The sequence below is a fragment of the Corynebacterium meridianum genome (assembly GCF_016342265.1).
GTDB lineage: Bacteria > Actinomycetota > Actinomycetes > Mycobacteriales > Mycobacteriaceae > Corynebacterium > Corynebacterium meridianum.
Genome location: NZ_JAEIOS010000013.1, coordinates 397,334 through 420,215 on the forward strand (window position 1 = coordinate 397,334; position 22,882 = coordinate 420,215).

General features: G+C 64.8%; 20 protein-coding genes. 14 read left to right on the forward strand and 6 right to left on the reverse strand.

Features of this window, described 5'->3' with window-relative positions; all coding sequences use genetic code 11:
- Window positions 1-59 precede the first annotated feature (59 nt).
- From rpoB to tuf, 6 genes are all read left to right on the forward strand, one after another.
- Window positions 60-3,557: a DNA-directed RNA polymerase subunit beta gene (rpoB, locus tag JDV75_RS09665; protein WP_198739125.1), complete on the forward strand. Its 3,498-nt coding sequence runs from the start codon at window positions 60-62 to the stop codon at window positions 3,555-3,557.
- Window positions 3,558-3,696: 139 nt separating this feature from the next.
- On the forward strand, window positions 3,697-7,701 hold the full coding sequence (locus JDV75_RS09670) for a DNA-directed RNA polymerase subunit beta' (RefSeq protein WP_198739011.1): 4,005 nt from the start codon (window positions 3,697-3,699) through the stop codon (window positions 7,699-7,701).
- Window positions 7,702-8,106: 405 nt separating this feature from the next.
- Entirely contained in the window at window positions 8,107-8,478 is a 372-nt protein-coding gene (rpsL, locus tag JDV75_RS09675; protein ID WP_198734971.1) for a 30S ribosomal protein S12, read from the forward strand.
- Between the two features lie 3 nt (window positions 8,479-8,481).
- Complete coding sequence (rpsG, locus tag JDV75_RS09680) at window positions 8,482-8,949, forward strand: 30S ribosomal protein S7 (protein WP_198734970.1); 468 nt, start codon at window positions 8,482-8,484, stop codon at window positions 8,947-8,949.
- 344 nt (window positions 8,950-9,293) lie between these two features.
- Entirely contained in the window at window positions 9,294-11,423 is a 2,130-nt protein-coding gene (fusA, locus tag JDV75_RS09685) for an elongation factor G (RefSeq protein ID WP_198739012.1), read from the forward strand.
- A gap of 431 nt (window positions 11,424-11,854) precedes the next feature.
- The gene (gene tuf / locus JDV75_RS09690; RefSeq protein ID WP_198739013.1) at window positions 11,855-13,045 is read left to right on the forward strand and encodes an elongation factor Tu; all 1,191 of its coding nucleotides are present in this window, start codon (window positions 11,855-11,857) and stop codon (window positions 13,043-13,045) included.
- A 638-nt stretch (window positions 13,046-13,683) separates the two neighbouring features.
- Here the strand turns inward: tuf and JDV75_RS09695 are convergent.
- The 6 genes from JDV75_RS09695 to JDV75_RS09720 form a co-directional block, all read right to left on the reverse strand.
- Window positions 13,684-14,253 carry an Asp23/Gls24 family envelope stress response protein gene (locus tag JDV75_RS09695; RefSeq protein WP_198739014.1) on the reverse strand — a complete coding sequence of 190 codons (570 nt, stop codon included), beginning with the start codon at window positions 14,251-14,253 and terminating at the stop codon, window positions 13,684-13,686.
- Window positions 14,250-14,798 carry a DUF6286 domain-containing protein gene (locus JDV75_RS09700; protein WP_198739015.1) on the reverse strand — a complete coding sequence of 183 codons (549 nt, stop codon included), beginning with the start codon at window positions 14,796-14,798 and terminating at the stop codon, window positions 14,250-14,252. Before JDV75_RS09700 ends, JDV75_RS09695 begins: the two co-directional genes overlap by 4 nt.
- Window positions 14,795-16,753 (reverse strand): Asp23/Gls24 family envelope stress response protein, encoded by a 1,959-nt coding sequence (locus tag JDV75_RS09705; protein ID WP_198739016.1) that lies wholly within the window; start codon window positions 16,751-16,753, stop codon window positions 14,795-14,797. Before JDV75_RS09705 ends, JDV75_RS09700 begins: the two co-directional genes overlap by 4 nt.
- A 5-nt stretch (window positions 16,754-16,758) precedes the next feature.
- Window positions 16,759-16,944 carry a hypothetical protein gene (locus tag JDV75_RS09710; protein WP_198739017.1) on the reverse strand — a complete coding sequence of 62 codons (186 nt, stop codon included), beginning with the start codon at window positions 16,942-16,944 and terminating at the stop codon, window positions 16,759-16,761.
- Between the two features lie 63 nt (window positions 16,945-17,007).
- Window positions 17,008-17,316, reverse strand: a complete 309-nt coding sequence (locus JDV75_RS09715) for a hypothetical protein (RefSeq protein WP_198739018.1) — start codon at window positions 17,314-17,316, stop codon at window positions 17,008-17,010.
- A gap of 11 nt (window positions 17,317-17,327) precedes the next feature.
- Window positions 17,328-17,843, reverse strand: coding sequence for an Asp23/Gls24 family envelope stress response protein (locus tag JDV75_RS09720; RefSeq protein ID WP_198739019.1), 516 nt, complete (start codon window positions 17,841-17,843; stop codon window positions 17,328-17,330).
- A 794-nt stretch (window positions 17,844-18,637) separates the two neighbouring features.
- Between JDV75_RS09720 and rpsJ the strand changes: the two genes are divergently transcribed.
- Genes rpsJ through rpsC form a run of 8 tightly spaced genes read left to right on the forward strand, consistent with a single transcriptional unit; the run spans window position 18,638 to window position 22,882 of the window.
- Window positions 18,638-18,943 (forward strand): 30S ribosomal protein S10, encoded by a 306-nt coding sequence (gene rpsJ / locus JDV75_RS09725; protein ID WP_003854291.1) that lies wholly within the window; start codon window positions 18,638-18,640, stop codon window positions 18,941-18,943.
- Between the two features lie 38 nt (window positions 18,944-18,981).
- On the forward strand, window positions 18,982-19,638 hold the full coding sequence (gene rplC / locus JDV75_RS09730; RefSeq protein ID WP_198739020.1) for a 50S ribosomal protein L3: 657 nt from the start codon (window positions 18,982-18,984) through the stop codon (window positions 19,636-19,638).
- Window positions 19,635-20,291 (forward strand): 50S ribosomal protein L4, encoded by a 657-nt coding sequence (rplD, locus tag JDV75_RS09735; RefSeq protein WP_198739021.1) that lies wholly within the window; start codon window positions 19,635-19,637, stop codon window positions 20,289-20,291. The genes rplC and rplD overlap by 4 nt, the downstream gene beginning before the upstream one ends.
- Window positions 20,291-20,596 carry a 50S ribosomal protein L23 gene (rplW, locus tag JDV75_RS09740; RefSeq protein WP_198739022.1) on the forward strand — a complete coding sequence of 102 codons (306 nt, stop codon included), beginning with the start codon at window positions 20,291-20,293 and terminating at the stop codon, window positions 20,594-20,596. Before rplD ends, rplW begins: the two co-directional genes overlap by 1 nt.
- Before the next feature lie 30 nt (window positions 20,597-20,626).
- On the forward strand, window positions 20,627-21,469 hold the full coding sequence (gene rplB, locus JDV75_RS09745) for a 50S ribosomal protein L2 (RefSeq protein ID WP_198739023.1): 843 nt from the start codon (window positions 20,627-20,629) through the stop codon (window positions 21,467-21,469).
- Window positions 21,470-21,482: 13 nt separating this feature from the next.
- Window positions 21,483-21,761: a 30S ribosomal protein S19 gene (gene rpsS / locus JDV75_RS09750; protein WP_013241207.1), complete on the forward strand. Its 279-nt coding sequence runs from the start codon at window positions 21,483-21,485 to the stop codon at window positions 21,759-21,761.
- A 3-nt stretch (window positions 21,762-21,764) separates the two neighbouring features.
- The gene (rplV, locus tag JDV75_RS09755; protein ID WP_198734956.1) at window positions 21,765-22,130 is read left to right on the forward strand and encodes a 50S ribosomal protein L22; all 366 of its coding nucleotides are present in this window, start codon (window positions 21,765-21,767) and stop codon (window positions 22,128-22,130) included.
- A complete protein-coding gene (rpsC, locus tag JDV75_RS09760; protein ID WP_198739024.1) occupies window positions 22,130-22,882 on the forward strand; it encodes a 30S ribosomal protein S3 in 753 nt (250 codons plus the stop codon). The genes rplV and rpsC overlap by 1 nt, the downstream gene beginning before the upstream one ends.

Sequence of the window (22,882 nt, forward strand, 5' to 3'; positions counted from 1 at the left end):
ATGCTAAAAATTCTAGCGGAACGGGCCCACCATCGTCGTGGGTGAGCCCACCGCGTGAGGTGCTGGAAGGACGCATCTTGGCAGTCTCCCGCCAGACCAAGTCAGTGACCGAAATCCCCGGAGCTCCGCAGCGTTACTCGTTCGCGAAGATCACCGAGCCCATCGAGGTGCCCGGTCTTCTCGACCTGCAGCTCGAGTCGTTCGCATGGCTCGTCGGAACGCCCGAGTGGCGTGAACGCACCCAGGCCGAAGCGCCTGAGGGTGCCCGAGTGACCAGTGGACTGGAGGACATCCTCGAGGAACTGTCCCCGATCCAGGATTACTCCGGAAATATGTCCCTGTCCCTGTCCACGCCACGCTTCGAAGAGGTCAAGAACTCTATCGATGAGTGCAAGGACAAGGACATCAACTACTCCGCTCCGCTGTACGTGACGGCGGAGTTCGTCAACAACGAAACCGGAGAGATCAAGTCCCAGACCGTCTTCATCGGCGATTTCCCGATGATGACCGACAAGGGCACCTTCATCGTCAACGGCACGGAGCGTGTCGTCGTCAGTCAGCTGGTCCGTTCGCCCGGTGTGTACTTCGACCAGACCATAGACAAGTCCACCGAGCGGCCCCTGCACGCCGTGAAGGTCATCCCCTCCCGTGGTGCATGGCTCGAGTTCGACGTCGACAAGCGCGACACCGTCGGTGTCCGCATCGACCGGAAGCGCCGTCAGCCCGTCACCGTGCTGCTGAAGGCACTCGGCTGGACCACAGAGCAGATCGTGGAGCGCTTCGGCTTCTCCGAGATCATGATGTCGACCCTTGAGGCCGACGGTGTCTCCAACACCGACGAGGCCCTGCTGGAGATCTACCGCAAGCAGCGTCCCGGCGAGCAGCCCACGCGCGATCTCGCGCAGTCGCTCCTGGAGAACTCCTTCTTCAACGCCAAGCGCTACGACCTGGCCAAGGTCGGACGCTACAAGGTCAACCGCAAGCTGGGACTCGGCGGCGACAACGAGGGCAACCTCACGCTGACAGAGGACGACATCGCAACCACGATCGAGTACCTCGTCCGGCTGCACGCCGGCGAGACCTCCATGAAGTCGCCCGCCGGAACGACCATCCCGGTCGAGACCGACGACATCGACCACTTCGGCAACCGTCGTCTGCGTACCGTCGGTGAGCTCATCCAGAACCAGGTCCGCGTCGGTCTGTCCCGCATGGAGCGCGTCGTCCGTGAGCGCATGACCACCCAGGACGCCGAGTCGATCACACCGACGTCGCTGATCAACGTGCGCCCGGTCTCCGCGGCGATCCGCGAGTTCTTCGGAACCTCGCAGCTGTCGCAGTTCATGGACCAGAACAACTCCCTGTCCGGTCTGACGCACAAGCGGCGTCTCTCCGCGCTCGGCCCCGGTGGCCTCTCCCGTGAGCGTGCCGGCATCGAGGTCCGCGACGTGCACCCCTCGCACTACGGGCGCATGTGCCCGATCGAGACCCCTGAGGGCCCCAACATCGGCCTGATCGGTTCGCTGTCCTCCTACGCCCGGATCAACCCCTTCGGGTTCATCGAGACCCCGTACCGCAAGGTCATCGACGGTCGACTGACCGACGAGATCGACTATCTCACCGCGGACGAGGAGGACCGGCACGTCGTCGCGCAGGCGAACACGCCCTACGACGAGAACGGTCTGATCACCGAGGAACAGGTCGTCGTGCGCATGAAGGGTGGCGACAACGAGGTCGTCGACCGTGAGCGCATCGACTACATGGACGTCTCGCCCCGCCAGATGGTCTCCGTCGGCACGGCGATGATCCCCTTCCTCGAGCACGACGACGCCAACCGTGCCCTGATGGGTGCGAACATGCAGAAGCAGGCCGTTCCGCTGGTCCGCGCCGAGTCGCCGTACGTCGGCACCGGCATGGAGCTCCGGGCCGCCTACGACGCCGGTGACCTCATCATCTCCAACAAGGCCGGTGTCGTCGAGAACATCGCCGCCGACTTCATCACCGTGATGGGCGACGACGGCATCCGCGACACCTACATGCTGCGGAAGTTCCAGCGGACGAACCAGGGCACCTGCTACAACCAGAAGCCCCTCGTCAACATGGGCGACCGTGTCGAGGAGGGCCAGGTCCTCGCAGACGGCCCCGGTACCCACAAGGGTGAGATGGCGCTCGGCCGGAACTTGCTCGTCGCGTTCATGCCGTGGGAGGGTCACAACTACGAGGACGCGATCATCCTCAACCAGCGCCTGGTGGAGGAGGACGTCCTCACCTCGATCCACATTGAGGAGCACGAGATCGACGCCCGCGACACCAAGCTCGGTGCCGAGGAGATCACCCGCGAGATCCCGAACGTCTCCGAGGAGGTCCTCAAGGATCTCGACGACCGCGGAATCGTGCGCATCGGCGCCGACGTCCGTGACGGCGACATCCTGGTCGGCAAGGTCACGCCGAAGGGCGAGACCGAGCTGACCCCCGAGGAGCGCCTCCTGCGTGCCATCTTCGGTGAGAAGGCCCGCGAGGTCCGCGACACCTCCATGAAGGTTCCGCACGGTGAGACCGGCAAGGTCATCGGTGTGCGCCGCTTCTCCCGCGAAGACGATGACGACCTCGCGGCCGGCGTCAACGAGATGATCCGCGTCTACGTCGCCCAGAAGCGCAAGATCCAGGACGGTGACAAGCTCGCCGGACGTCACGGCAACAAGGGCGTCGTCGGCAAGATCCTCCCCGCCGAGGACATGCCCTTCCTGCCCGACGGCACCCCGGTGGACATCATCCTGAACACCCACGGTGTCCCGCGTCGTATGAACATCGGCCAGGTCCTCGAGGTGCACCTCGGTTGGCTCGCCGCCGCCGGTTGGCACGTGGACCCGGAGGACGTCAAGAACGCCGAGCTCATCAAGACCCTGCCCGAGTCGCTCTACGACGTCCCGCCGGAGTCCCTCACCGCCACGCCGGTGTTCGACGGTGCCTCCAACGAGGAGCTTGCGGGCCTGCTCGCGAACTCCCGCCCGAACCGTGACGGCCAGACGCTGGTCGACGGCAACGGCAAGGCGCAGCTGTTCGACGGTCGCTCCGGTGAGCCCTTCCCGTACCCGGTGTCGGTCGGCTACATGTACATGCTGAAGCTGCACCACCTGGTCGACGAGAAGATCCACGCCCGCTCCACCGGCCCGTACTCCATGATCACCCAGCAGCCGCTCGGTGGTAAGGCCCAGTTCGGTGGACAGCGCTTCGGTGAGATGGAGGTGTGGGCGATGCAGGCATACGGCGCCGCCTACACCCTGCAGGAACTCCTGACCATCAAGTCCGACGACGTCGTCGGCCGCGTCAAGGTCTACGAGGCCATCGTCAAGGGCGAGAACATCCCGGACCCGGGTATCCCGGAGTCGTTCAAGGTCCTGCTCAAGGAGCTCCAGTCGCTGTGCCTCAACGTCGAGGTCCTCTCGGCCGACGGCACCCCGATGGAACTCGGGACCACCGACGACGACGAGTTCGACCAGGCGGGTGCCTCACTGGGCATCAACCTGTCCCGCGACGAGCGAACCGACGACGTGGCCTGACGGTCACCCGGATCCGCACGACGGTCTGACCGCGGCCGTCCCCCCACCGGGGCGGGCGGCCCGCGGGACGGGCAGCTAATCACCGATATTCTTTTTCTTCACACAACACCCCCGGAGAGACGGGGGGAAAGGGAGTTACGTGCTCGACGTCAACTTCTTCGACGAACTCCGCATCGGCCTTGCTACGGCCGACGACATTCGCCGCTGGTCCAAGGGCGAGGTCAAAAAGCCGGAGACCATCAACTACCGAACCCTCAAGCCCGAGAAGGACGGCCTGTTCTGCGAGCGGATCTTCGGACCCACCCGCGACTGGGAGTGCGCCTGCGGCAAGTACAAGCGCGTCCGCTACAAGGGCATCATCTGTGAGCGCTGCGGCGTCGAGGTGACCAAGTCCAAGGTGCGTCGTGAGCGCATGGGACACATCGAGCTCGCCGCTCCGGTCACCCACATCTGGTACTTCAAGGGTGTCCCATCGCGTCTCGGCTACCTGCTGGATCTCGCGCCCAAGAACCTTGAACGCATCATCTACTTCGCGGCGAACATCATCACCTCCGTCGACGACGAGGCCCGTCACAACGACCTGTCCACTCTCGAAGCCGAGATGCTCCTGGAGAAGAAGGACGTCGAGGCCGACGCCGAGTCCGACATCGCCGACCGGGCCCAGAAGCTCGAGGAGGACCTCGCCGAGCTCGAGGCCGCCGGTGCCAAGGCCGACGCGCGCCGTAAGGTGCAGAACGCCGCCGACAAGGAGATGCAGCACATCCGCGAGCGCGCGGAGCGCGAGGTCGCGCGCCTCGACGAGATCTGGAACACCTTCGTCAAGCTCGCCCCGAAGCAGATGATCGTTGACGAGACGATCTACTCCGAGCTCGTCGATCGCTACGAGGACTACTTCACCGGCGGCATGGGCGCGGAGGCCATCCAGACGCTCATCCGCAACTTCGACCTCGACGCCGAGGCCGAGGAACTGCGCACCATCATCAACGAGGGCAAGGGCCAGAAGAAGGCCCGCGCACTCAAGCGCCTCAAGGTCGTCGCCGCGTTCCAGCGCTCCGGCAACGACCCGGCCGGCATGGTCCTGGACAGCATCCCGGTCATCCCGCCGGAGCTGCGCCCGATGGTCCAGCTCGACGGTGGCCGGTTCGCCACCTCCGATCTGAACGACCTCTACCGTCGCGTGATCAACCGCAACAACCGCCTCAAGCGGATGATCGATCTCGGCGCCCCCGAGATCATCGTCAACAACGAGAAGCGGATGCTGCAGGAGTCCGTTGACGCGCTGTTCGACAACGGTCGTCGCGGCCGTCCGGTCACCGGCCCGGGCAACCGCCCGCTGAAGTCGCTGTCCGATCTCCTCAAGGGCAAGCAGGGTCGCTTCCGTCAGAACCTGCTCGGTAAACGCGTCGACTACTCCGGTCGTTCCGTGATCATCGTCGGCCCGCAGCTCCGTCTGCACGAGTGCGGCCTGCCGAAGCTGATGGCGCTGGAACTGTTCAAGCCCTTCGTCATGAAGCGCCTCGTGGAGCGCGAGTACGCGCAGAACATCAAGTCCGCGAAGCGCATGGTCGAGCGTCAGCGCCCCGAGGTCTGGGACGTGCTCGAGGAGGCCATCTCCGAGCACCCCGTGATGCTGAACCGTGCCCCCACCCTGCACCGCCTGGGTATCCAGGCCTTCGAGCCCGTGCTCGTCGAGGGCAAGGCCATCCAGCTGCACCCGCTCGCCTGTGAGGCCTTCAACGCCGACTTCGACGGTGACCAGATGGCCGTCCACCTGCCGCTGTCCGCGGAGGCCCAGGCCGAGGCCCGCATCCTGATGCTCGCCTCGAACAACATCCTCTCCCCGGCGTCCGGCAAGCCGCTGGCCATGCCCCGCCTGGACATGGTCACGGGTCTGTACTTCCTCACGCTGGACAAGAACCCCGACGAGCTGGGCGGCCAGGGCGCGTACGAGCCCGCGACCGAGAATGGTCCCGAGCGCGGTGTCTACAGCTCCTTCGCCGAGGCTATCATGGCCTACGACCGAGGTGTGCTGGGCCTGCAGGCCCCGATCAAGGTCCGCATCTCGCACCTGCGTCCCCCGGCGGACATCGAGGCGGAGCAGTTCCCCGATGGCTGGAAGCGTGGCGACGTCTGGATGGCGCACACCACCCTCGGCCGCATCATGTTCAACGATCTGCTGCCGTGGAACTACCCGTACCTCGAGGGCGTCATGGTCCGTAAGGGCGGCGGCACCGACAAGATCATGCTCGGTGACGTCATCAACGATCTCGCCTCGCGGTATCCGATGATCACCGTCGCGCAGACGATGGACAAGATGAAGGACGCCGGTTTCTACTGGGCCACCCGGTCCGGTGTCACCATCACGATGTCCGACGTGCTCGTTCTGCCGAACAAGGCCGAGATCCTCGACCGCTACGAGGCCGAGGCGCGTGAGGTCGAACGCAAGTACTGGGTCCAGGGCGCACTCACCGAGCGTGAGCGCTACGACCGTCTGGTCGAGCTCTGGAAGGACGCCACGGACACCGTGGGTAAGGCCGTTGAGGACATGTACCCCGACGACAACCCGATCCCGATGATCGTGAAGTCCGGCGCCGCCGGTAACATGCGCCAGATCTGGACACTGGCGGGCATGAAGGGCATGGTCGTGAACTCGAAGGGTGACTACATCACCCGCCCGATCAAGACCTCCTTCCGCGAGGGACTGTCCGTTCTGGAGTACTTCAACAACTCCCACGGTTCGCGTAAGGGCCTGGCCGACACCGCGCTGCGTACCGCCGACTCGGGATACCTGACCCGTCGTCTCGTGGACGTCGCGCAGGACGTCATCGTCCGCGAGGAGGACTGCGCCACCCGCCAGGGTGTCAAGGCCCCGGTCGCGGTCGAGGTCACCGACGCGCTGGGCAACGTCACCGGTCACCGCAGGCATCAGCTCACCGAGACCTCGGTCACCGGTCGGGTTCTCGCCGCTGACGCCAAGAACGCGTCCGGCGAGGTCATCCTCGAGGCGGGTGCCGATCTGGGCGAGCTCGAGATCGACGCTCTCGTCGAGGCAGGCGTCGCGGAGGTCAAGCTCCGTAGCGTCCTCACCTGCCAGACCCCGACCGGTGTCTGCGCCAAGTGCTACGGCCGTTCCATGGCCTCCGGCAAGCAGGTCGACATCGGTGAGGCTGTCGGCATCGTCGCCGCACAGTCGATCGGTGAGCCCGGTACGCAGCTGACCATGCGTACGTTCCACCAGGGTGGTGTCGGTGGCGACATCACCGGCGGTCTGCCCCGTGTCCAGGAGCTCTTCGAGGCCCGTGTCCCGAAGAACAAGGCTCCGATCGCGTCGGTGGCCGGTACGGTCCACCTCGAGGACGAGGGCAACTTCTGGACCCTGACCATCACGCCGGACGACGGTTCGGACGAGGTCGTTTACGAGAAGCTGTCCAAGCGACAGGGCCTCGCGATGATCAACGCCCCGATGGAGTACGCTCCGGGCTCGCACATCGACCGCACACTGCAGGAGGGCGACCACGTCGATGTGGGCGACCGGCTGCTCCGCGGTCCCGCCGACCCGCACGATGTCCTCGAGGTTCTCGGGCGCCGCGGCGTCGAGCAGCACCTCATCGACGAGGTGCAGGCGGTCTACCGTGCACAGGGTGTGGCGATCCACGACAAGCACATCGAGATCATCATCCGCCAGATGCTGCGTCGCGGTACCGTCATCGAGTCCGGCTCCACCGAGTTCCTCCCCGGGACGCTCGTGGACCTCGCCGAGGCGAAGCTCGCCAACGCCGAGGCCCGCGCGGCCGGTGGCGAGGTCGCTGCCCTGCGCAGCGAGATCATGGGTATCACCAAGGCCTCGCTCGCGACCGAGTCCTGGCTGTCGGCGGCCTCCTTCCAGGAGACCACCCGGGTGCTCACCGACGCGGCGATCAACAAGCGCTCCGACAAGCTCATCGGGCTCAAGGAGAACGTGATCATCGGTAAGCTCATTCCGGCCGGTACCGGTATCTCCCGTTACCGCAACATCTCGGTCAAGCCGACCGAGGCGGCGCGGAACGCGGCTTACGCCATCCCGACCTACGGTGACTCGATCTACGGCGACGACGGCTACGGTGAGTTCACCGGCGCCTCCGTCCCGCTGGACGACTACAGCTAGCACAGGCGGGGGAGCGGTACGACCACCGCTCCGGTCAAGCCCCCGGCACGCGTGCACACGCACGTACGCCGGGGGCTTTTCCCGTGTACCGGGCGGGACCGGACTGTGTGTTCCGGCGGGTGATCGGGGCCGGCCCGGGTCACAGATCAGGGTGTGTCCGCCGGATGAAATGGGCTGTGCCGCGGTGGGGAGTTGGTTTATCTGTGACTGATGGGGTACTCTGTTCAATCAGTCCCACGTCTCCATGGTGGGAGCCTGAATTTCCCCGGTAGGCCAGCGAGAGCGGCTGACTGGGTTTCGCGCGTTTTCATGAGTTTCAGCGATTTCAGGCGACAAGCAAGGAACGTACAGTACTCGGTCGGCGACATCGAACCGAGGAAGCCGATCAGACAAGAAAGACGGTTCATGCCCACTATTCAGCAGTTGGTCCGTAAGGGCCGCCATGATAAGACCACCAAGGTGAAGACCGCGGCGCTCAAGGGTTCTCCCCAGCGTCGTGGCGTGTGCACCCGCGTGTACACCACCACCCCGAAGAAGCCGAACTCGGCGCTCCGTAAGGTCGCGCGTGTCCGCCTGACCTCCGGCATCGAGGTCTCCGCCTACATCCCGGGTGAGGGCCACAACCTGCAGGAGCACTCCATGGTGCTCGTGCGCGGCGGCCGTGTGAAGGACCTTCCCGGTGTCCGTTACAAGATCGTCCGTGGTTCCCTCGACACCCAGGGTGTCAAGGACCGCAAGCAGGCCCGTTCCCGCTACGGCGCGAAGAAGGAGAAGTAAGACATGCGTAAGTCTGCAGCGCCGAAGCGCGAAGTAGTCAAGGATCCGGTCTACAACTCCGAGCTCGTGACCCAGCTCGTCAACAAGGTGCTCCTGGACGGCAAGAAGTCCACCGCACAGCGCATCGTCTACGGCGCGCTCGAGACCTGCCGCGAGAAGACCGGAACCGATCCCGTCGGTACCCTCGAGAAGGCTCTCGGCAACGTGAAGCCCGATCTCGAGGTCCGTTCCCGCCGTGTCGGTGGCGCCACCTACCAGGTGCCCGTCGAGGTTCGCCCTGGCCGCGCCAACACCCTCGCCCTGCGGTGGCTCGTGAACTTCACGCGCCAGCGCCGGGAGAAGACGATGACCGAGCGTCTCGCCAACGAGATCCTGGATGCCGCCAACGGCCTCGGTGCCTCGGTGAAGCGTCGCGAGGACACCCACAAGATGGCCGAGGCCAACCGCGCCTTCGCCCACTACCGCTGGTAAGAGCGTAGACGAGCTGATGGCCCCCTCGCCGTTCACACCGTGTCACACCCGCCGTCCCGGATGCCCCGCGTATTCGACACGGCCGGGACGACGTGGTCCGGTGTCGGGGTCATTGCGCTAGTCGAAGGTCGGTCGTTTCCGGCCCGCGTCCACGACGATGCGGGTTGCGGCACAGCCGGCGCCGTTCACCTCCGGTTCACCCGGAGCGCCTAAGCTCTCTATGGGCGGCTGGCCCGTGTACGGGCCGTGGCGCGGTACGGCAAAGAATTCATATCCACCGGTGACAACACCGTCCGGGCAGACGTCCGGGCAATCACCAAGAACCAACGAGTTTGGGGAACACTGTGGCACAAGAAGTGCTTACTGACCTGAATAAGGTCCGCAACATCGGCATCATGGCCCACATCGATGCCGGCAAGACCACCGCTACCGAGCGAATTCTCTTCTACACCGGTATCAACCGGAAGGTCGGCGAGACCCACGACGGTGCTTCGACCACCGACTGGATGGAGCAGGAGAAGGAGCGCGGCATCACCATCACCTCCGCCGCGGTCACCTGTTTCTGGAACAACAACCAGATCAACATCATCGACACCCCCGGTCACGTCGACTTCACCGTCGAGGTCGAGCGCTCCCTGCGCGTCCTCGACGGCGCGGTCGCCGTGTTCGACGGCAAGGAGGGCGTCGAGCCCCAGTCGGAGCAGGTGTGGCGTCAGGCCGCGAAGTACGAGGTCCCGCGTATCTGCTTCGTCAACAAGATGGACAAGCTGGGCGCCGACTTCTACTTCACCGTCAAGACGATCATCGAGCGCCTCGGCGCCAAGCCGCTGGTTCTCCAGCTGCCCATCGGTGCAGAGGACGACTTCGACGGTGTCGTCGACCTGCTGAACATGCGCGCGATCACCTGGCGCGGCAAGGTCGACATCGGAACCGAGCCGACCTTCGAGGAGATCCCCGAGGATCTCAAGGAGCTCGCCGAGGAGTACCGCGAGAAGCTGCTCGAGGCTGTCGCGGAGTCCGACGAAGAGCTCATGGAGAAGTACTTCGGTGGTGACGGCCTGTCGATCGAGGAGATCAAGGGCGCCATCCGGAAGATGACCGTCAACTCCGAGGTCTTCCCGGTTCTCTGTGGCTCCGCCTACAAGAACAAGGGCATCCAGCCGCTGCTCGACGCCGTCATCGACTACCTCCCGACTCCTCTGGACATCGGCGAGGTTCACGGCCACAAGGTCGGCGACGACGCCGTCGAGATGTCCCGTAAGCCCAGTGTCGACGAGCCCTTCTCCGCGCTGGCCTTCAAGATCGCCGCGCACCCGTTCTTCGGCAAGCTGACCTTCGTTCGCGTCTACTCGGGTCGCGTCGATCCGGGTGCCCAGGTCATGAACGCGACCAAGGGCAACAAGGAGCGCATCGGCAAGCTGTTCCAGATGCACGCCAACAAGGAGAACCCGGTCGACGAGGCACGCGCAGGTAACATCTACGCGTTCATCGGCCTCAAGGACACCACCACCGGCGACACCCTGTGTGACCTCAACGACCAGATCATCCTGGAGTCCATGGACTTCCCGGACCCGGTTCTGCAGGTCGCCATCGAGCCGAAGTCCAAGGCCGACCAGGAGAAGCTCGGTACCGCCATCCAGAAGCTCGCTGAAGAGGACCCCACCTTCACCGTCAAGCTGGACGACGAGACCGGCCAGACCGTCATCGGCGGCATGGGCGAGCTTCACCTCGACGTCCTCGTCGACCGGATGCGTCGCGAGTTCAAGGTCGAGGCGAACGTCGGCGCCCCGCAGGTCGCCTACCGTGAGACGATCCGCAAGCCCGTCGAGAAGCTCGAGTACACCCACAAGAAGCAGACAGGTGGTTCCGGCCAGTTCGCGAAGGTCGTCATCGCCCTCGAGCCCTACTCGCCGGATCCGGAGGAGCTGGAGGAAGGCGAGTCCGCGACCTACAAGTTCGAGAACGCCGTCACCGGTGGTCGCGTGCCCCGCGAGTACATCCCGTCCGTCGACGCCGGTATCCGCGACGCCATGCAGTACGGCTACCTCGCCGGCTTCCCGCTGGTGAACATCAAGGCATCGCTTCTCGACGGTCAGTACCACGAGGTCGACTCCTCCGAAATGGCCTTCAAGGTCGCCGGTTCCCAGGCGCTGAAGGAGGCTGTCGCGAAGGCGAAGCCCGTGCTGCTCGAGCCCGTGATGGCCGTCGAGGTCACCACCCCCGAGGAGTACATGGGTGAGGTCATCGGCGACGTCAACTCCCGCCGTGGCCAGGTCCAGGCCATGGAGGACCGCGCCGGCGCCAAAGTCGTCAAGGCCAAGGTCCCGCTGTCCCAGATGTTCGGTTACGTCGGTGACCTGCGCTCCAAGACGCAGGGTCGCGCGAACTACTCGATGATCTTCGACTCCTACGCCGAGGTTCCGACGAACGTCGCGGCCGAGATCATCGCCGAGCGCAACGGCACCTCCAACTAGGAGAGCGCCGGTCCGGGGAGGAACCTGATCCGGATATTCCTTCCCGGACAAGCCGCCCGGGACCGTCGACCGGTACCGCACCGGCCGGCGTGACCGGGCGGAAAACCGGACAGATCCGGAGAACAAGAGGGGTCTGGCTGTCACTCAACTGAGTTTCGGCCAAGCATTCCCGAGAAAATCTCCCAGTTTCGGGTAACGGTCCGCTGAGCCTCCGCACACGGAGGTTGAGCCGGCCGTTACCCGGGTACGGGGCTTGTGCCCGTGGTTTGAAAAACGCGGCATGAGCACCTAGTATCAGGTAACTGGCACAAAAATGAACCAGTCATACCCGTATGCCCCCTTTCGAAAGACGTGGGGCTGCCGGCAGTATGGCACTACCACCTATGTGGCTGCGAGAGTCGTAGCCACCGCGAAGTCCAGGAGGACATACAGTGGCAAAGGCGAAGTTCGAGCGTACGAAGCCGCACGTCAACATCGGTACCATCGGTCACGTCGACCATGGTAAGACCACCACCACCGCAGCCATCACCAAGGTTCTGGCTGAGGCTTACCCGGAGCTGAACAAGGCCTTCGCCTTCGACGCCATCGACAAGGCGCCGGAGGAGAAGGAGCGTGGCATCACGATCAACATCTCCCACGTTGAGTACCAGACCGAGAAGCGCCACTACGCGCACGTCGACGCCCCCGGTCACGCCGACTACATCAAGAACATGATCACCGGCGCGGCTCAGATGGACGGTGCCATCCTCGTTGTCGCCGCCACCGACGGCCCGATGCCCCAGACCCGTGAGCACGTTCTGCTCGCCCGCCAGGTCGGCGTCCCCTACATCCTCGTTGCGCTCAACAAGTGCGACATGGTCGACGACGAGGAAATCCTCGAGCTCGTCGAGATGGAGGTCCGTGAGCTCCTCGGTGAGCAGGAGTTCGATGAGGACGCCCCGATCGTCCACATCTCCGCTCTGAAGGCTCTCGAGGGCGACCCCGAGTGGTCCGAGAAGATCGTCGAGCTCATGAAGGCCTGCGACGAGGCCATCCCGGATCCCGAGCGCGAGACCGACAAGCCGTTCCTCATGCCCATCGAGGACATCTTCACCATCACCGGTCGTGGCACCGTCGTCACCGGCCGTGTCGAGCGTGGCCAGCTGAAGGTCAACGAGGAGGCCGAGATCCTCGGTATCCGCGAGAAGAGCAAGATGACCACGGTCACCTCCATCGAGATGTTCAACAAGTTCCTCGATTCCGCGGAAGCCGGCGACAACGCCGCTCTGCTGCTCCGTGGCATCAAGCGTGAGGACGTCGAGCGCGGCCAGATCGTGGCCAAGCCGGGCGCCTACACTCCGCACACCGAGTTCGAGGGCTCCGTCTACATCCTCTCCAAGGATGAGGGCGGCCGCCACACCCCGTTCTTCGACAACTACCGTCCGCAGTTCTACTTCCGCACCACCGACGTCACCGGCGTCGTGAAGCTGCCGGAGGGCACGGAGATGGTCATGCCCGGCGACAACGTCGACATGTCCGTCACCCTGATCCAGCCGGTCGCCATGGATGAGGGCCTGCGCTTCGCCATTCGTGAAGGTGGCCGCACCGTCGGTGCCGGTCGCGTCACCAAGATCATCAAGTAGTACCGATGATCTGAAGCGGATGCCCTGGACCTGAAGGTCCGGAGTTCCGGAACATTGAGACCCCGCTCCACGTACAACGTGGGACGGGGTCTCTTCGTTGTCCGTTGTCCGCTTCAACGCGGCTGACCCTGAATTGAACCTCGACGGGTACATCCGGGGTGGCCAGAGAGAAGCACTGCGGGCGTGGGGCCCGGCGGTTCCGTCGCGCCCCATCTCGGCGCCGGGGTTGCGTCCCGGAATCCGGTGACCACGGTGGCGTCCACCGAACGCTCTCCACCCGCATCGACGGGCTCCGCTGCCGCCGGTTGGGGCGTCCGCCACGGCGTTTGGTTCGGGTCGGCCCTGGGCTCGGGCATCGCACATCTGTGACGGTGCCGCTCCGGTCGTGTCCGCGGGGAAAGACGGAGGAGGTTCCGGGGCAGGAGGACGACGACGGCGGCCCAAGCTAGCCGCCCGGACCGGCTCACCGGCTTTCCCGCGGGGGGATGGCCATGCACCGAGCCGGATCGTCCGGTTGCCAGTGAAGTTGCGTACGCGGGAAGGTGGGGTCCCGAGAAGGAAAACCCCCGTATCGGGGGATACGGGGGTTTTCGGTGGTGCTCTAGACCAGGTCGGCCACTTGCCTTGAGCTCTATCGGTCAGAGTTCGTGGTTCTGGGGGACCCTGCCGATGTGGATCCGGTAGGACGTCGCGGCGTCGCTCGGTCCGATCGCGTCGCGGAGATCCCGCTCGGCCTGTTCGATGGCGGTGTGGATGCCGGGCACGCTGCAATCGGAGGCGGCGTCCACCGTGAACTCCATCGTGGTCAGCCCACGGTCGATGACGACACGTTTCCGGACCTTCGATACACCATGGGTGTCTTCGAGGGAGTCAGCGACGGCGTCGGCGAGGGTACCGAGATTGAAACTGATGTCCCCCATCTCCGTGGAGGCTGCACTGTTGACCACGGAAACGGAGCGGCGTCGGATGTTGGCGACGATCAGCCAGAGGCCGATGATGATGCCGCTGACGAGTACACCGACGAGTGCCCAGTCGTACCAGTCCAGGTCGGGCGCGTTCGCCCACATCTCCTGATCGGCGTACTCGGAGACGCGTTGCGCTTCGGGAACGTCGAAGAACAGACCGATCGACCACACGCCTAGGAATGTCAGAGCGAGTCCCGCGACCAGGACGAGCAGACGGTCGATGAAAGCTAGTCCGTGGCTCACTTGATGGCCTCCTTGTTCTGGACCTGCACGTTGAGTCTCGGCGAGCCGGCGACGAGGCTCGCCAGGGGCTGGAGGGACTGCTGCAGTTCCTCACGCAACCTCTGGTCCGAGGTGTTCCCGATCACCGTGACATCGATGGAACGCTTGCGGGCGACGGTGTGTGCTCCCATGACACCCGGGACGCGCTGGGCGCTCGCGGTGCACATCCGGGCGACATCTACCGGCCGCATCCAGACCGCGACCTCCGAAGTGAGTTCCCGGTGGGTCTTCGTCCGCGGGCGGATCGCAGCCCAGATAAGCAGTAGACCGATGATGAGTGCCGCGATGCCGGCGGGCAGCATCCAGGCCCTGTAGGTCAGGTCGCCGATCCAGCCGGTGGCGGCGGAAACCCATGGCTGCCACTCGACGTCCGTGTATCGGATGTAGAGGTCACGTCCGGCGACGACTGCGGCTACGACGAGCAGCAGTCCGAGGAGAACAGCGAGGTACCGGGCGGCGGGACTGGCTGCGGGCCGGTGCCCACGGACCGTCTGGATTTCACTCATCTCTCAAAAACCGCCTTCGCGTTGGCCGGGTCGACGCTGACCGGAATGATGGTACTTGGTTTGACCGAGATCGGCCGGAGCTCCGTCGGCGTGACGCGGATTTCGCGCTCTCTGGACTGGCGCGGTGTATTGACCGGCCGTGCGTCGACGCGTGGCTTCCGCGGCGAGACGGGATCGTTGCGCTTGACCAGGGTGACACGGGCCGGGCGTGGAGCCTTGACAGAGCTCACCCGCAGGGTCTCGGCGTGAATCTGGGCGAGCCGGTGGGTGTCCGGGGTATGGACGCTCGTCAACCGTGTCGGTTCAGGAGACTCCACCGTCCGTACCGGACGTGGGCGCGGTGCCGTAACGGACCGGGGGTTCGGTGCCGCGGGTACGGAGACCGTGACCGTGGGCAGCTCCCGGGCCGCGATGGGCTTCAACGGTGCCGGTTCCGGGACAGTGACCGGCGCGAGCGGGCGGGAAACCGCGACGTCGATGTCTCCGAGCGGTTCCTGTTCCGGGACGCGGATCTCCCGCAACGGCGTTTCCGGGGCCACCTCCGGCGAATACACCGTGGCGGCTGCTTCGCCTGTGACGGACACGGCCCGGAGCTCCTCGGAGCCGGACACCGTGATCGGTAGGAGCTCGCCGGGTGTTCCGGTCGATATGTCCCGGAACGTGGCGTTGTCCGGACCGGAGACGGTGACAGGTTTCAGGGATTCGCTACCGGACCTGACGGATACCGGGGCGAGGCCGGAGTTGCGGGCGCTGCAGACAATCTCCCTGAGCGCCGCATTCGTGGCGGTGACAACGACGGACCGTAGCCGGGGCGTCGTGTCGAAGGCATTGAGCTCGGCTTCCGTGACCCTGTCGGAACCGGGGATTATGGGGCCGACGGTGACGTTGACGCAGACGACGGGTATGTCCGTCATATCGCGGACCCAGTCGAAGATGGTGGTTCGGACTGTTTCGGCCACACGTGTCACGGGGGAGGGCCAGCTCACGGCGATGTACGCGTCGATCGCCACGGCATCGGAGTTGCTGTCGAGCTCCACGTCGAAGCGCGGGTAGTTTCGGCCGAGTACATCGAGCCCACCGGCCTGGTCCGTTGTGCCGGGGACACTGGCCGCCGCCTGTCGGACGATCTTGGTGACCGTCTTCTCGGAGATCTTCACCCAGCCGCGGCTCGGGTTATGGTCGTCGGGCTCCGCTGCGGGGCGGAGGTGCTCCGGGACCGCTGCTTCGTCCTGTTCGCCTTTGTCGTTCCGCGAATCTTCCCGGGGCTCCGACTCCGGGGATTGTTCCGGACCATGCCCCGCCCGCGGACCCTCCGTGTCGCCGGTGGTTCCGGGATCGGTGTCGGTTGGGGGGACGTCAGCGTGTGCGTCGTCCGGTTCAGTGACTGCCCTGCCGTCGACGGAGTGGTGCTCGGATGTGGCGTCGGCGGCATTCCGGTCAGGGGCAGGGGAGTTTACCGACTGTGGTGCCGACGGGTGTTCGTGGGAGCTGTCCCGCCCGGATTCGGGCGAAACGGTGTCAGCCTCGGAGACGAACCCGGATTCGACAACGGACCCGGATTCAGCTGGTTCGGGCCGGGAGGGTGCCTCCGCGGGCTCATCGTCGGCGTTTGATCCGGTGTGTTCACCGGGTGCCGCTGACGAAGGTGCGTCCGGAGATTCCGTCGGCTCCTCGGTGCGGGGTACACCGTCGGGAGTGGCACCGGAAACGGTGTCGCCGGAGTCCACGGGGACTCCGCTCTCCCGGAGGATGCGCCGGTCCTCTTCCGCCTTGGTGTCGTCGCGGACGATCTCGGCGAGGGCCTGATCCGCCCGACGCTCAGCCTCCGCACGCAGTCGTGCACCGGGCGACCCGGTGGGTTCCTCTGCCCCGTTCCGGAGGTTCTCCGACGGGTTGGAGGCATCGGTGCTGGAGCGCCGCTCGGATTCGCGGGATCTTCCAGAACGTTTCGTCAACGAGATTACCCCCTGTTGCCGGAGCCGTTGATGATGGCGCGGAGGTCGATCTTGCCGTCGAAGTGGGCACCGATGACGCCACCGACGGTGACGAAGAGTAGGGCCCAGAGGAAGCCGACCAGACCGCCGACGATCACGGCGAATGCAAAAGCGAAGCCGAGAATGAGGCCGGTCACAGTGAGAGATTTCATGACACTCTTTCAGAGTCGAGGTGTGATTGGAACGGGCGTGCAGTACGGGTGGGTGACCGCCGGTCAGCTCGCGTCGCTGAAGAATACGTCAACGGGTTCGGAGACGAATCTCCCGGCGACGGCGCGAACCTCGTCGGCGAGCTTGCCGAGGTCGGGTAGCTGAGACAGATCTGCGATGAGATGGATTTCCATCCGGGTCTCGTCCGGACGACCCCGGGGCGTGAGCAGATGAAGCCCACGCACCCGGGCACCGGGATAGAGCATCGCAACCTCACCGAACTGCCCACCATGCATGCCGCCGACCCCCGGGAGCGAGAGAATCTCGTCCCGGAGCGTCTCGGCCTGCTCGAGGGAGATGGGATCAGGTTGCACGGAGTCCGGTCCTACTTGACGCGGGGCTCGTGGTCGGCCGCGGCGACCTCGGCCGGCTCGATTTCCTTGACCTCTTCTTCCGCGGACTCCTCATTGTCGTCGTCCAGCTCGAGGTGCACGTCGTGAACGGTGACGTTGACCTCGGTGACCTCGAGGCCGGTCATCCGCTCGATGGCGTTGATGATGTTGCGACGGATCGCCTCAGCCAGCTCGTGGATCGCGACACCGTACTCGGCGACGATCGCGACATCGGCTGCTGCCTGGGTCTCGCCGACCTCGACGGAGACGCCCTGGCGGACGTCGACGCGGGAGCCCGCCATGTCGCGGAGGGCGCCCAGAGCGCGGGCGGCGCCGCCACCGAGAGCGTGGACACCAGAAACCTCGCGTGCGGCCATACCCGCGATCTTGGCGACGACGACATCATCGATGTGCGTACGGCCGTGATCGGTCTCGAGGGCGGAGTTGCGCTCGATGCTGTTCTCTTCGATGGTGGCGGGGGACTTGCTGTCGGACTTGTTTTCGCTCATTGAGATGCTCCTCGTGTAATCAAGCGGTCGTGGATGCACGCATTGGCGGTGCACTAGATTGATCCTAGGTGAGGGCGCCGGTTTCGCGCCGCCCTGTGTGCAATACGTTACAGGTTTGTCGCTTTTCGGGGGTTCGCTTGCCACTCGGGCGAGGGTGTGTTTCAATGCTTGGGTTGCTCCAACACGTCATATCCGTATGCGTTGATGTCGAGGCTCCGAGAGTCCTCCGGTATCCACCGAATACGGGAAGTTGACGCTGGTGGGGCAAACATGGCACCTGATGCCTGTGGCGCGGTCCAGATGATCGAAAGATCTAGCGGACGTGCCGCCGGAATCTCGGTGTCTCCGCGACTGACGGGGCCTCGGCTCCCCGGTTGGCGGAGGCCGGGAATCATCACGGGAACATGGCAAATAAACAGCGGCAGTAGGCAGGATGCCCGCCCACGCCGGAGAGCAGGTGGCTGAATATATTTCCGCCATCCGTGGATCCGGCGTCGAGTGGACCTCATCCCGACGACCTGACACACCTCAGACGCTCACAGTAACCGGTTCGCCACGGACTCCGGACCCCGGAGTCACCGCGGGCATGGTCTCTGAGTGGAGGAACTGGGGAAGTTGTTTGTGGTTCATGTGGCCCGGTGATGTACCCGGTCAGATTTTCAGACAGGTTCAGGTCAGGACAACTGGCGTTGCGCCCGAGTTTCCGTGTTCCACGGCCGGACAACGTTATAGAGATGACAACAGCGACCCCCACCAATCATCGCGACGTGGGGAAGCGAAGGAAGAGGACAAACGTGGCGGGACAAAAGATCCGCATCAGGCTGAAGGCCTACGACCACGAGGCGATCGACGCGTCCGCGCGCAAGATCGTCGAGACCGTCACCCGTACGGGTGCGCGTGTCGTCGGCCCGGTGCCGTTGCCCACTGAAAAGAACGTTTACGCCGTTATTCGTTCTCCCCACAAGTACAAGGACTCGCGCGAGCACTTCGAGATGCGCACGCACAAGCGCCTCATCGACATCCTTGACCCGACGCCCAAGACGGTTGACGCGCTGATGCGCATCGACCTTCCCGCAAGCGTCGACGTCAACATCCAGTGATCGCGTACAACAGTCTTTCAGCCAGTGGAGAATAAGTAATGAGTGAAACAGAGATCAAGGGCATTCTGGGCACCAAGCTCGGTATGACCCAGGTCTTCGACGACGACAACCGGGTCATCCCGGTCACCGTTGTCGAAGCTGGGCCGTGCGTGGTCACCCAGATTCGCACCATCGACACCGATGGCTACAACGCCATCCAGATCGCCTACGGCGACATCGACCCGCGCAAGGCCAACAAGCCTGCCGGTGGTCACTTCAAGAAGGCTGGCGTTACCCCCCGCCGGCACGTGGCGGAGATTCGCATGGACGATGTCTCCGGCTACGAGCTGGGTCAGGACGTCACCGTCGACATCTTCGAGGGCATCACCTTCGTCGACGTTACCGGTACCTCCAAGGGCAAGGGCTACGCCGGCGCCATGAAGCGCCACGGTTTCGCCGGTCAGGGTGCGTCCCACGGTAACCAGGCAGCGCACCGCCGCGTCGGCGGTATCGGTGCCTGCGCCACACCCGGTCGGGTCTTCAAGGGCACCCGGATGGCCGGACGCATGGGTAATGAGCGCGTCACCACCCAGAACCTCAAGGTTCAGAAGATTGATGCCGACGCCAACATTCTGCTCATCAAGGGTGCGATCCCGGGTGTGCGTGGCGGCGTCGTAACCGTTAAGACCGCAGTGAAGGGCGGTGCACACGCATGACCAACCTCAAGCTTGACGTCCAGAAGGCCGACGGGGCAACCGCCGGTCAGGTCGAGCTGCCTGCCGAGATCTTCGACCGCGAGGCATCAGTTGCACTGATGCACCAGGTCGTCCTCGGACAGCTCGCGGCCAAGCGCCAGGGCACGCACTCCACCAAGACCCGCGCACAGGTGTCCGGTGGCGGTCGTAAGCCGTTCCGCCAGAAGGGAACCGGTCGCGCCCGTCAGGGCTCGATCCGCGCTCCGCACTTCACCGGTGGCGGTATCTCGCACGGCCCCGTGCCGCGCGACTACTCCCAGCGCACCCCCAAGAAGATGAAGGCCGCCGCACTCCGTGGCGCCCTGACCGACCGCGTGCGCCACGAGCGCATCCACGTCGTCAGTGAACTGGTTGCCGGCCAGGTGCCGTCCACCAAGTCGGCCCGTGCCTTCATCGAGCGTCTGACCGAACGCCGAAACGTGCTGGTCGTCCTCTCCCGTGAGGACGTCACCTCCTGGAAGTCCGTCCGCAACCTGCCGGGCGTGCACATCCTGACCGAGGACCAGCTGAACACCTACGACGTCCTCAAGTCGGACGACATCGTGTTCTCCGTTGAGGCTCTGACCACCTTCATCAACCGGGCCACCGGCGCGGTCAAGGAGGAGGAGAACTAATGAGCACGATCGCTAACCCGCGTGACATCATCATCGCCCCGGTGGTGTCCGAGAAGTCCTACGGACTGATGGAGCAGGGCACCTACGTGTTCTTCGTCTCCCCGGACGCCCACAAGACCCAGATCAAGATCGCTGTCGAGCAGATCTTCGGTGTGAAGGTCGCCAGCGTGAACACCGCCAACCGTGAGGGCAAGCGCAAGCGCACCCGCTCCGGTTTCGGTCAGCGCAAGGCCACCAAGCGCGCCTTCGTGACGCTCGCTGAAGGCAGCGATTCCATCGACATCTTCGGCGGTTCGGCCGCGTAAGCGCGCCGAAGGTAAGGACTTAGAAAACCCATGGCTATTCGCAAGTACAAGCCGACTACGCCGGGCCGGCGCGCAAGCTCCGTGTCGATGTTCGAGGAAATCACTCGTTCGACGCCGGAGAAATCCCTGCTGCGTCCCCTGCACAAGACCGGCGGCCGTAACGTTCACGGCCACATCACCACCCGCCACAAGGGTGGCGGACACAAGCGCCAGTACCGCCTGATCGACTTCCGGCGGCACGACAAGGACGGCATCGAGGCGAAGGTCGCTCACATCGAGTACGACCCCAACCGCACCGCCAACATCGCGCTGCTGCACTACGTCGACGGCGAGAAGCGCTACATCATCGCCCCCCGCAACCTGCGTCAGGGCGCCATCGTCGAGGCCGGCGCCAACGCCGACATCAAGCCCGGCAACAACCTGCCGCTGCGCAACATCCCGGCCGGTGCCACCGTGCACTGCGTCGAGCTGAAGCCCGGTGGCGGCGCCAAGCTGGCCCGTTCCGCGGGAACGTCCATCCAGCTCCTCGGTAAGGAAGGCAAGTACGCGATCCTGCGTATGCCCTCCTCCGAGATCCGCCGCGTGGACATCCGCTGCCGCGCCACCATCGGTGAGGTCGGCAACGCTGACCAGATCAACATCCGTTGGGGCAAGGCCGGCCGCATGCGCTGGAAGGGCTGGCGCCCGACCGTCCGCGGTGTGGTCATGAACCCCGTCGACCACCCGCACGGTGGTGGCGAGGGCAAGACCTCCGGTGGTCGTCACCCCGTTTCCCCGTGGGGCCAGCCGGAAGGCCGGACCCGCCGCCCGAATCGTCCGAGCGACAAGCTGATCATGCGTCGTCGCCGCAGCAACAAGAACAAGAAGCGCTAGGAGGTAACAGACAATGCCACGCAGCCTCAAAAAGGGCCCGTTCGTCGATGAGCACCTCCTCGCCAAGGTTGATGCACAGAACGAGAAGGGCACCAAGCAGGTCATCAAGACCTGGTCCCGTCGGTCCACCATTCTCCCCGATTTCATCGGTCACACCTTCGCCGTCCATGACGGTCGCAAGCACGTGCCGGTGTTCGTGGACGACTCGATGGTCGGACACAAGCTGGGCGAGTTCGCCCCGACCAAGACCTTCAAGGGTCACATCAAGGACGACAAGAAGGGACGTCGATAAGCGATGAGCGAAGACACCATCACGTCCGCAAGCGCGACGGCTCGTTACGTCCGAGTCACCCCCATGAAGGCACGCCGGGTCATCGACCTGGTCCGCGGCAAGTCCGTGGCCGAGGCCCTCGCCATCCTGAAGTACGCCCCGCAGGCGGCCAGCGAGCCGGTTGCGAAGGTCGTCGCTTCCGCGGCAGCCAACGCCGAGAACAACTTCGGTCTGGACCGCGACTCACTCGTCATCTCCGAGGCCTACGCCGACGAGGGACCGACGATGCGTCGTTTCCGTCCGCGCGCCCAGGGCCGTGCCTTCCACGTCCGCAAGCGCACCAGCCACATCACCGTGGTTGTTGAGAGCCAGAAGGGAAGTGCTCAGTAGTGGGCCAGAAAATTCATCCCCACGGCCTCCGGCTGGGCATCACTTCCGACTGGAAGTCCCACTGGTACGCCGACAAGCAGTACAGCGACTACGTCGCTGAAGACATCAAGATCCGCGAGTTCCTGTCGAAGGGCCTCGACCGCGCCGGCATCGCCGACGTCGTCATCGAGCGCACCCGCGACCGCGTCCGCGTCGACATCCACACCGCCCGCCCGGGTATCGTGATCGGTCGCCGTGGCTCCGAGGCCGACCGCATCCGCGGCGAGCTGGAGAAGCTCACGGGCAAGCAGGTGGCGCTGAACATCCTCGAGGTCAAGAACATCGACGCCAACGCTCAGCTGGTGGCGCAGTCCATCGCCGAGCAGCTGACCAACCGCGTGGCCTTCCGTCGCGCGATGCGTAAGGCCATCCAGTCCGCGATGCGCCAGCCGCAGGTCAAGGGCATCAAGGTCGTGTGTTCGGGTCGTCTCGGCGGCGCCGAGATGTCCCGCACCGAGCGTTACCACGAAGGTCGCGTCCCGCTGCACACGCTGCGCGCCGAGATCGACTACGGCACCTACGAGGCCCACACCACCTTCGGCCGCATCGGCGTGAAGGTCTGGATCTACAAGGGTGACGTCGTCGGCGGCAAGCGCGAGAGTGAGCTGAACGCACCGTCCGACCGTCGCGGTCGTGGTGGCGCCGATCGCCGCGAGCGTCCGCGCCGCGGCGGCCAGCGTCGCCAGCGCGCCGAGCAGAAGCAGGAGGGCTAG

Excerpts from the sequence above, each read along its gene's own strand:
- rpsL (WP_198734971.1), top strand. The coding sequence starts at position 8,107 with ATGCCCACTATTCAGCAGTTGGTCCGTAAGGGCCGCCATGATAAGACC.
- rpsG (WP_198734970.1), top strand. The coding sequence starts at position 8,482 with ATGCGTAAGTCTGCAGCGCCGAAGCGCGAAGTAGTCAAGGATCCGGTC.
- JDV75_RS09700 (WP_198739015.1), bottom strand. The coding sequence starts at position 14,798 with ATGAGTGAAATCCAGACGGTCCGTGGGCACCGGCCCGCAGCCAGTCCC.
- JDV75_RS09710 (WP_198739017.1), bottom strand. The coding sequence starts at position 16,944 with ATGAAATCTCTCACTGTGACCGGCCTCATTCTCGGCTTCGCTTTTGCA.
- JDV75_RS09720 (WP_198739019.1), bottom strand. The coding sequence starts at position 17,843 with ATGAGCGAAAACAAGTCCGACAGCAAGTCCCCCGCCACCATCGAAGAG.
- rplC (WP_198739020.1), top strand. The coding sequence starts at position 18,982 with ATGAGTGAAACAGAGATCAAGGGCATTCTGGGCACCAAGCTCGGTATG.
- rplD (WP_198739021.1), top strand. The coding sequence starts at position 19,635 with ATGACCAACCTCAAGCTTGACGTCCAGAAGGCCGACGGGGCAACCGCC.
- rplW (WP_198739022.1), top strand. The coding sequence starts at position 20,291 with ATGAGCACGATCGCTAACCCGCGTGACATCATCATCGCCCCGGTGGTG.
- rplB (WP_198739023.1), top strand. The coding sequence starts at position 20,627 with ATGGCTATTCGCAAGTACAAGCCGACTACGCCGGGCCGGCGCGCAAGC.
- rpsS (WP_013241207.1), top strand. The coding sequence starts at position 21,483 with ATGCCACGCAGCCTCAAAAAGGGCCCGTTCGTCGATGAGCACCTCCTC.
- rplV (WP_198734956.1), top strand. The coding sequence starts at position 21,765 with ATGAGCGAAGACACCATCACGTCCGCAAGCGCGACGGCTCGTTACGTC.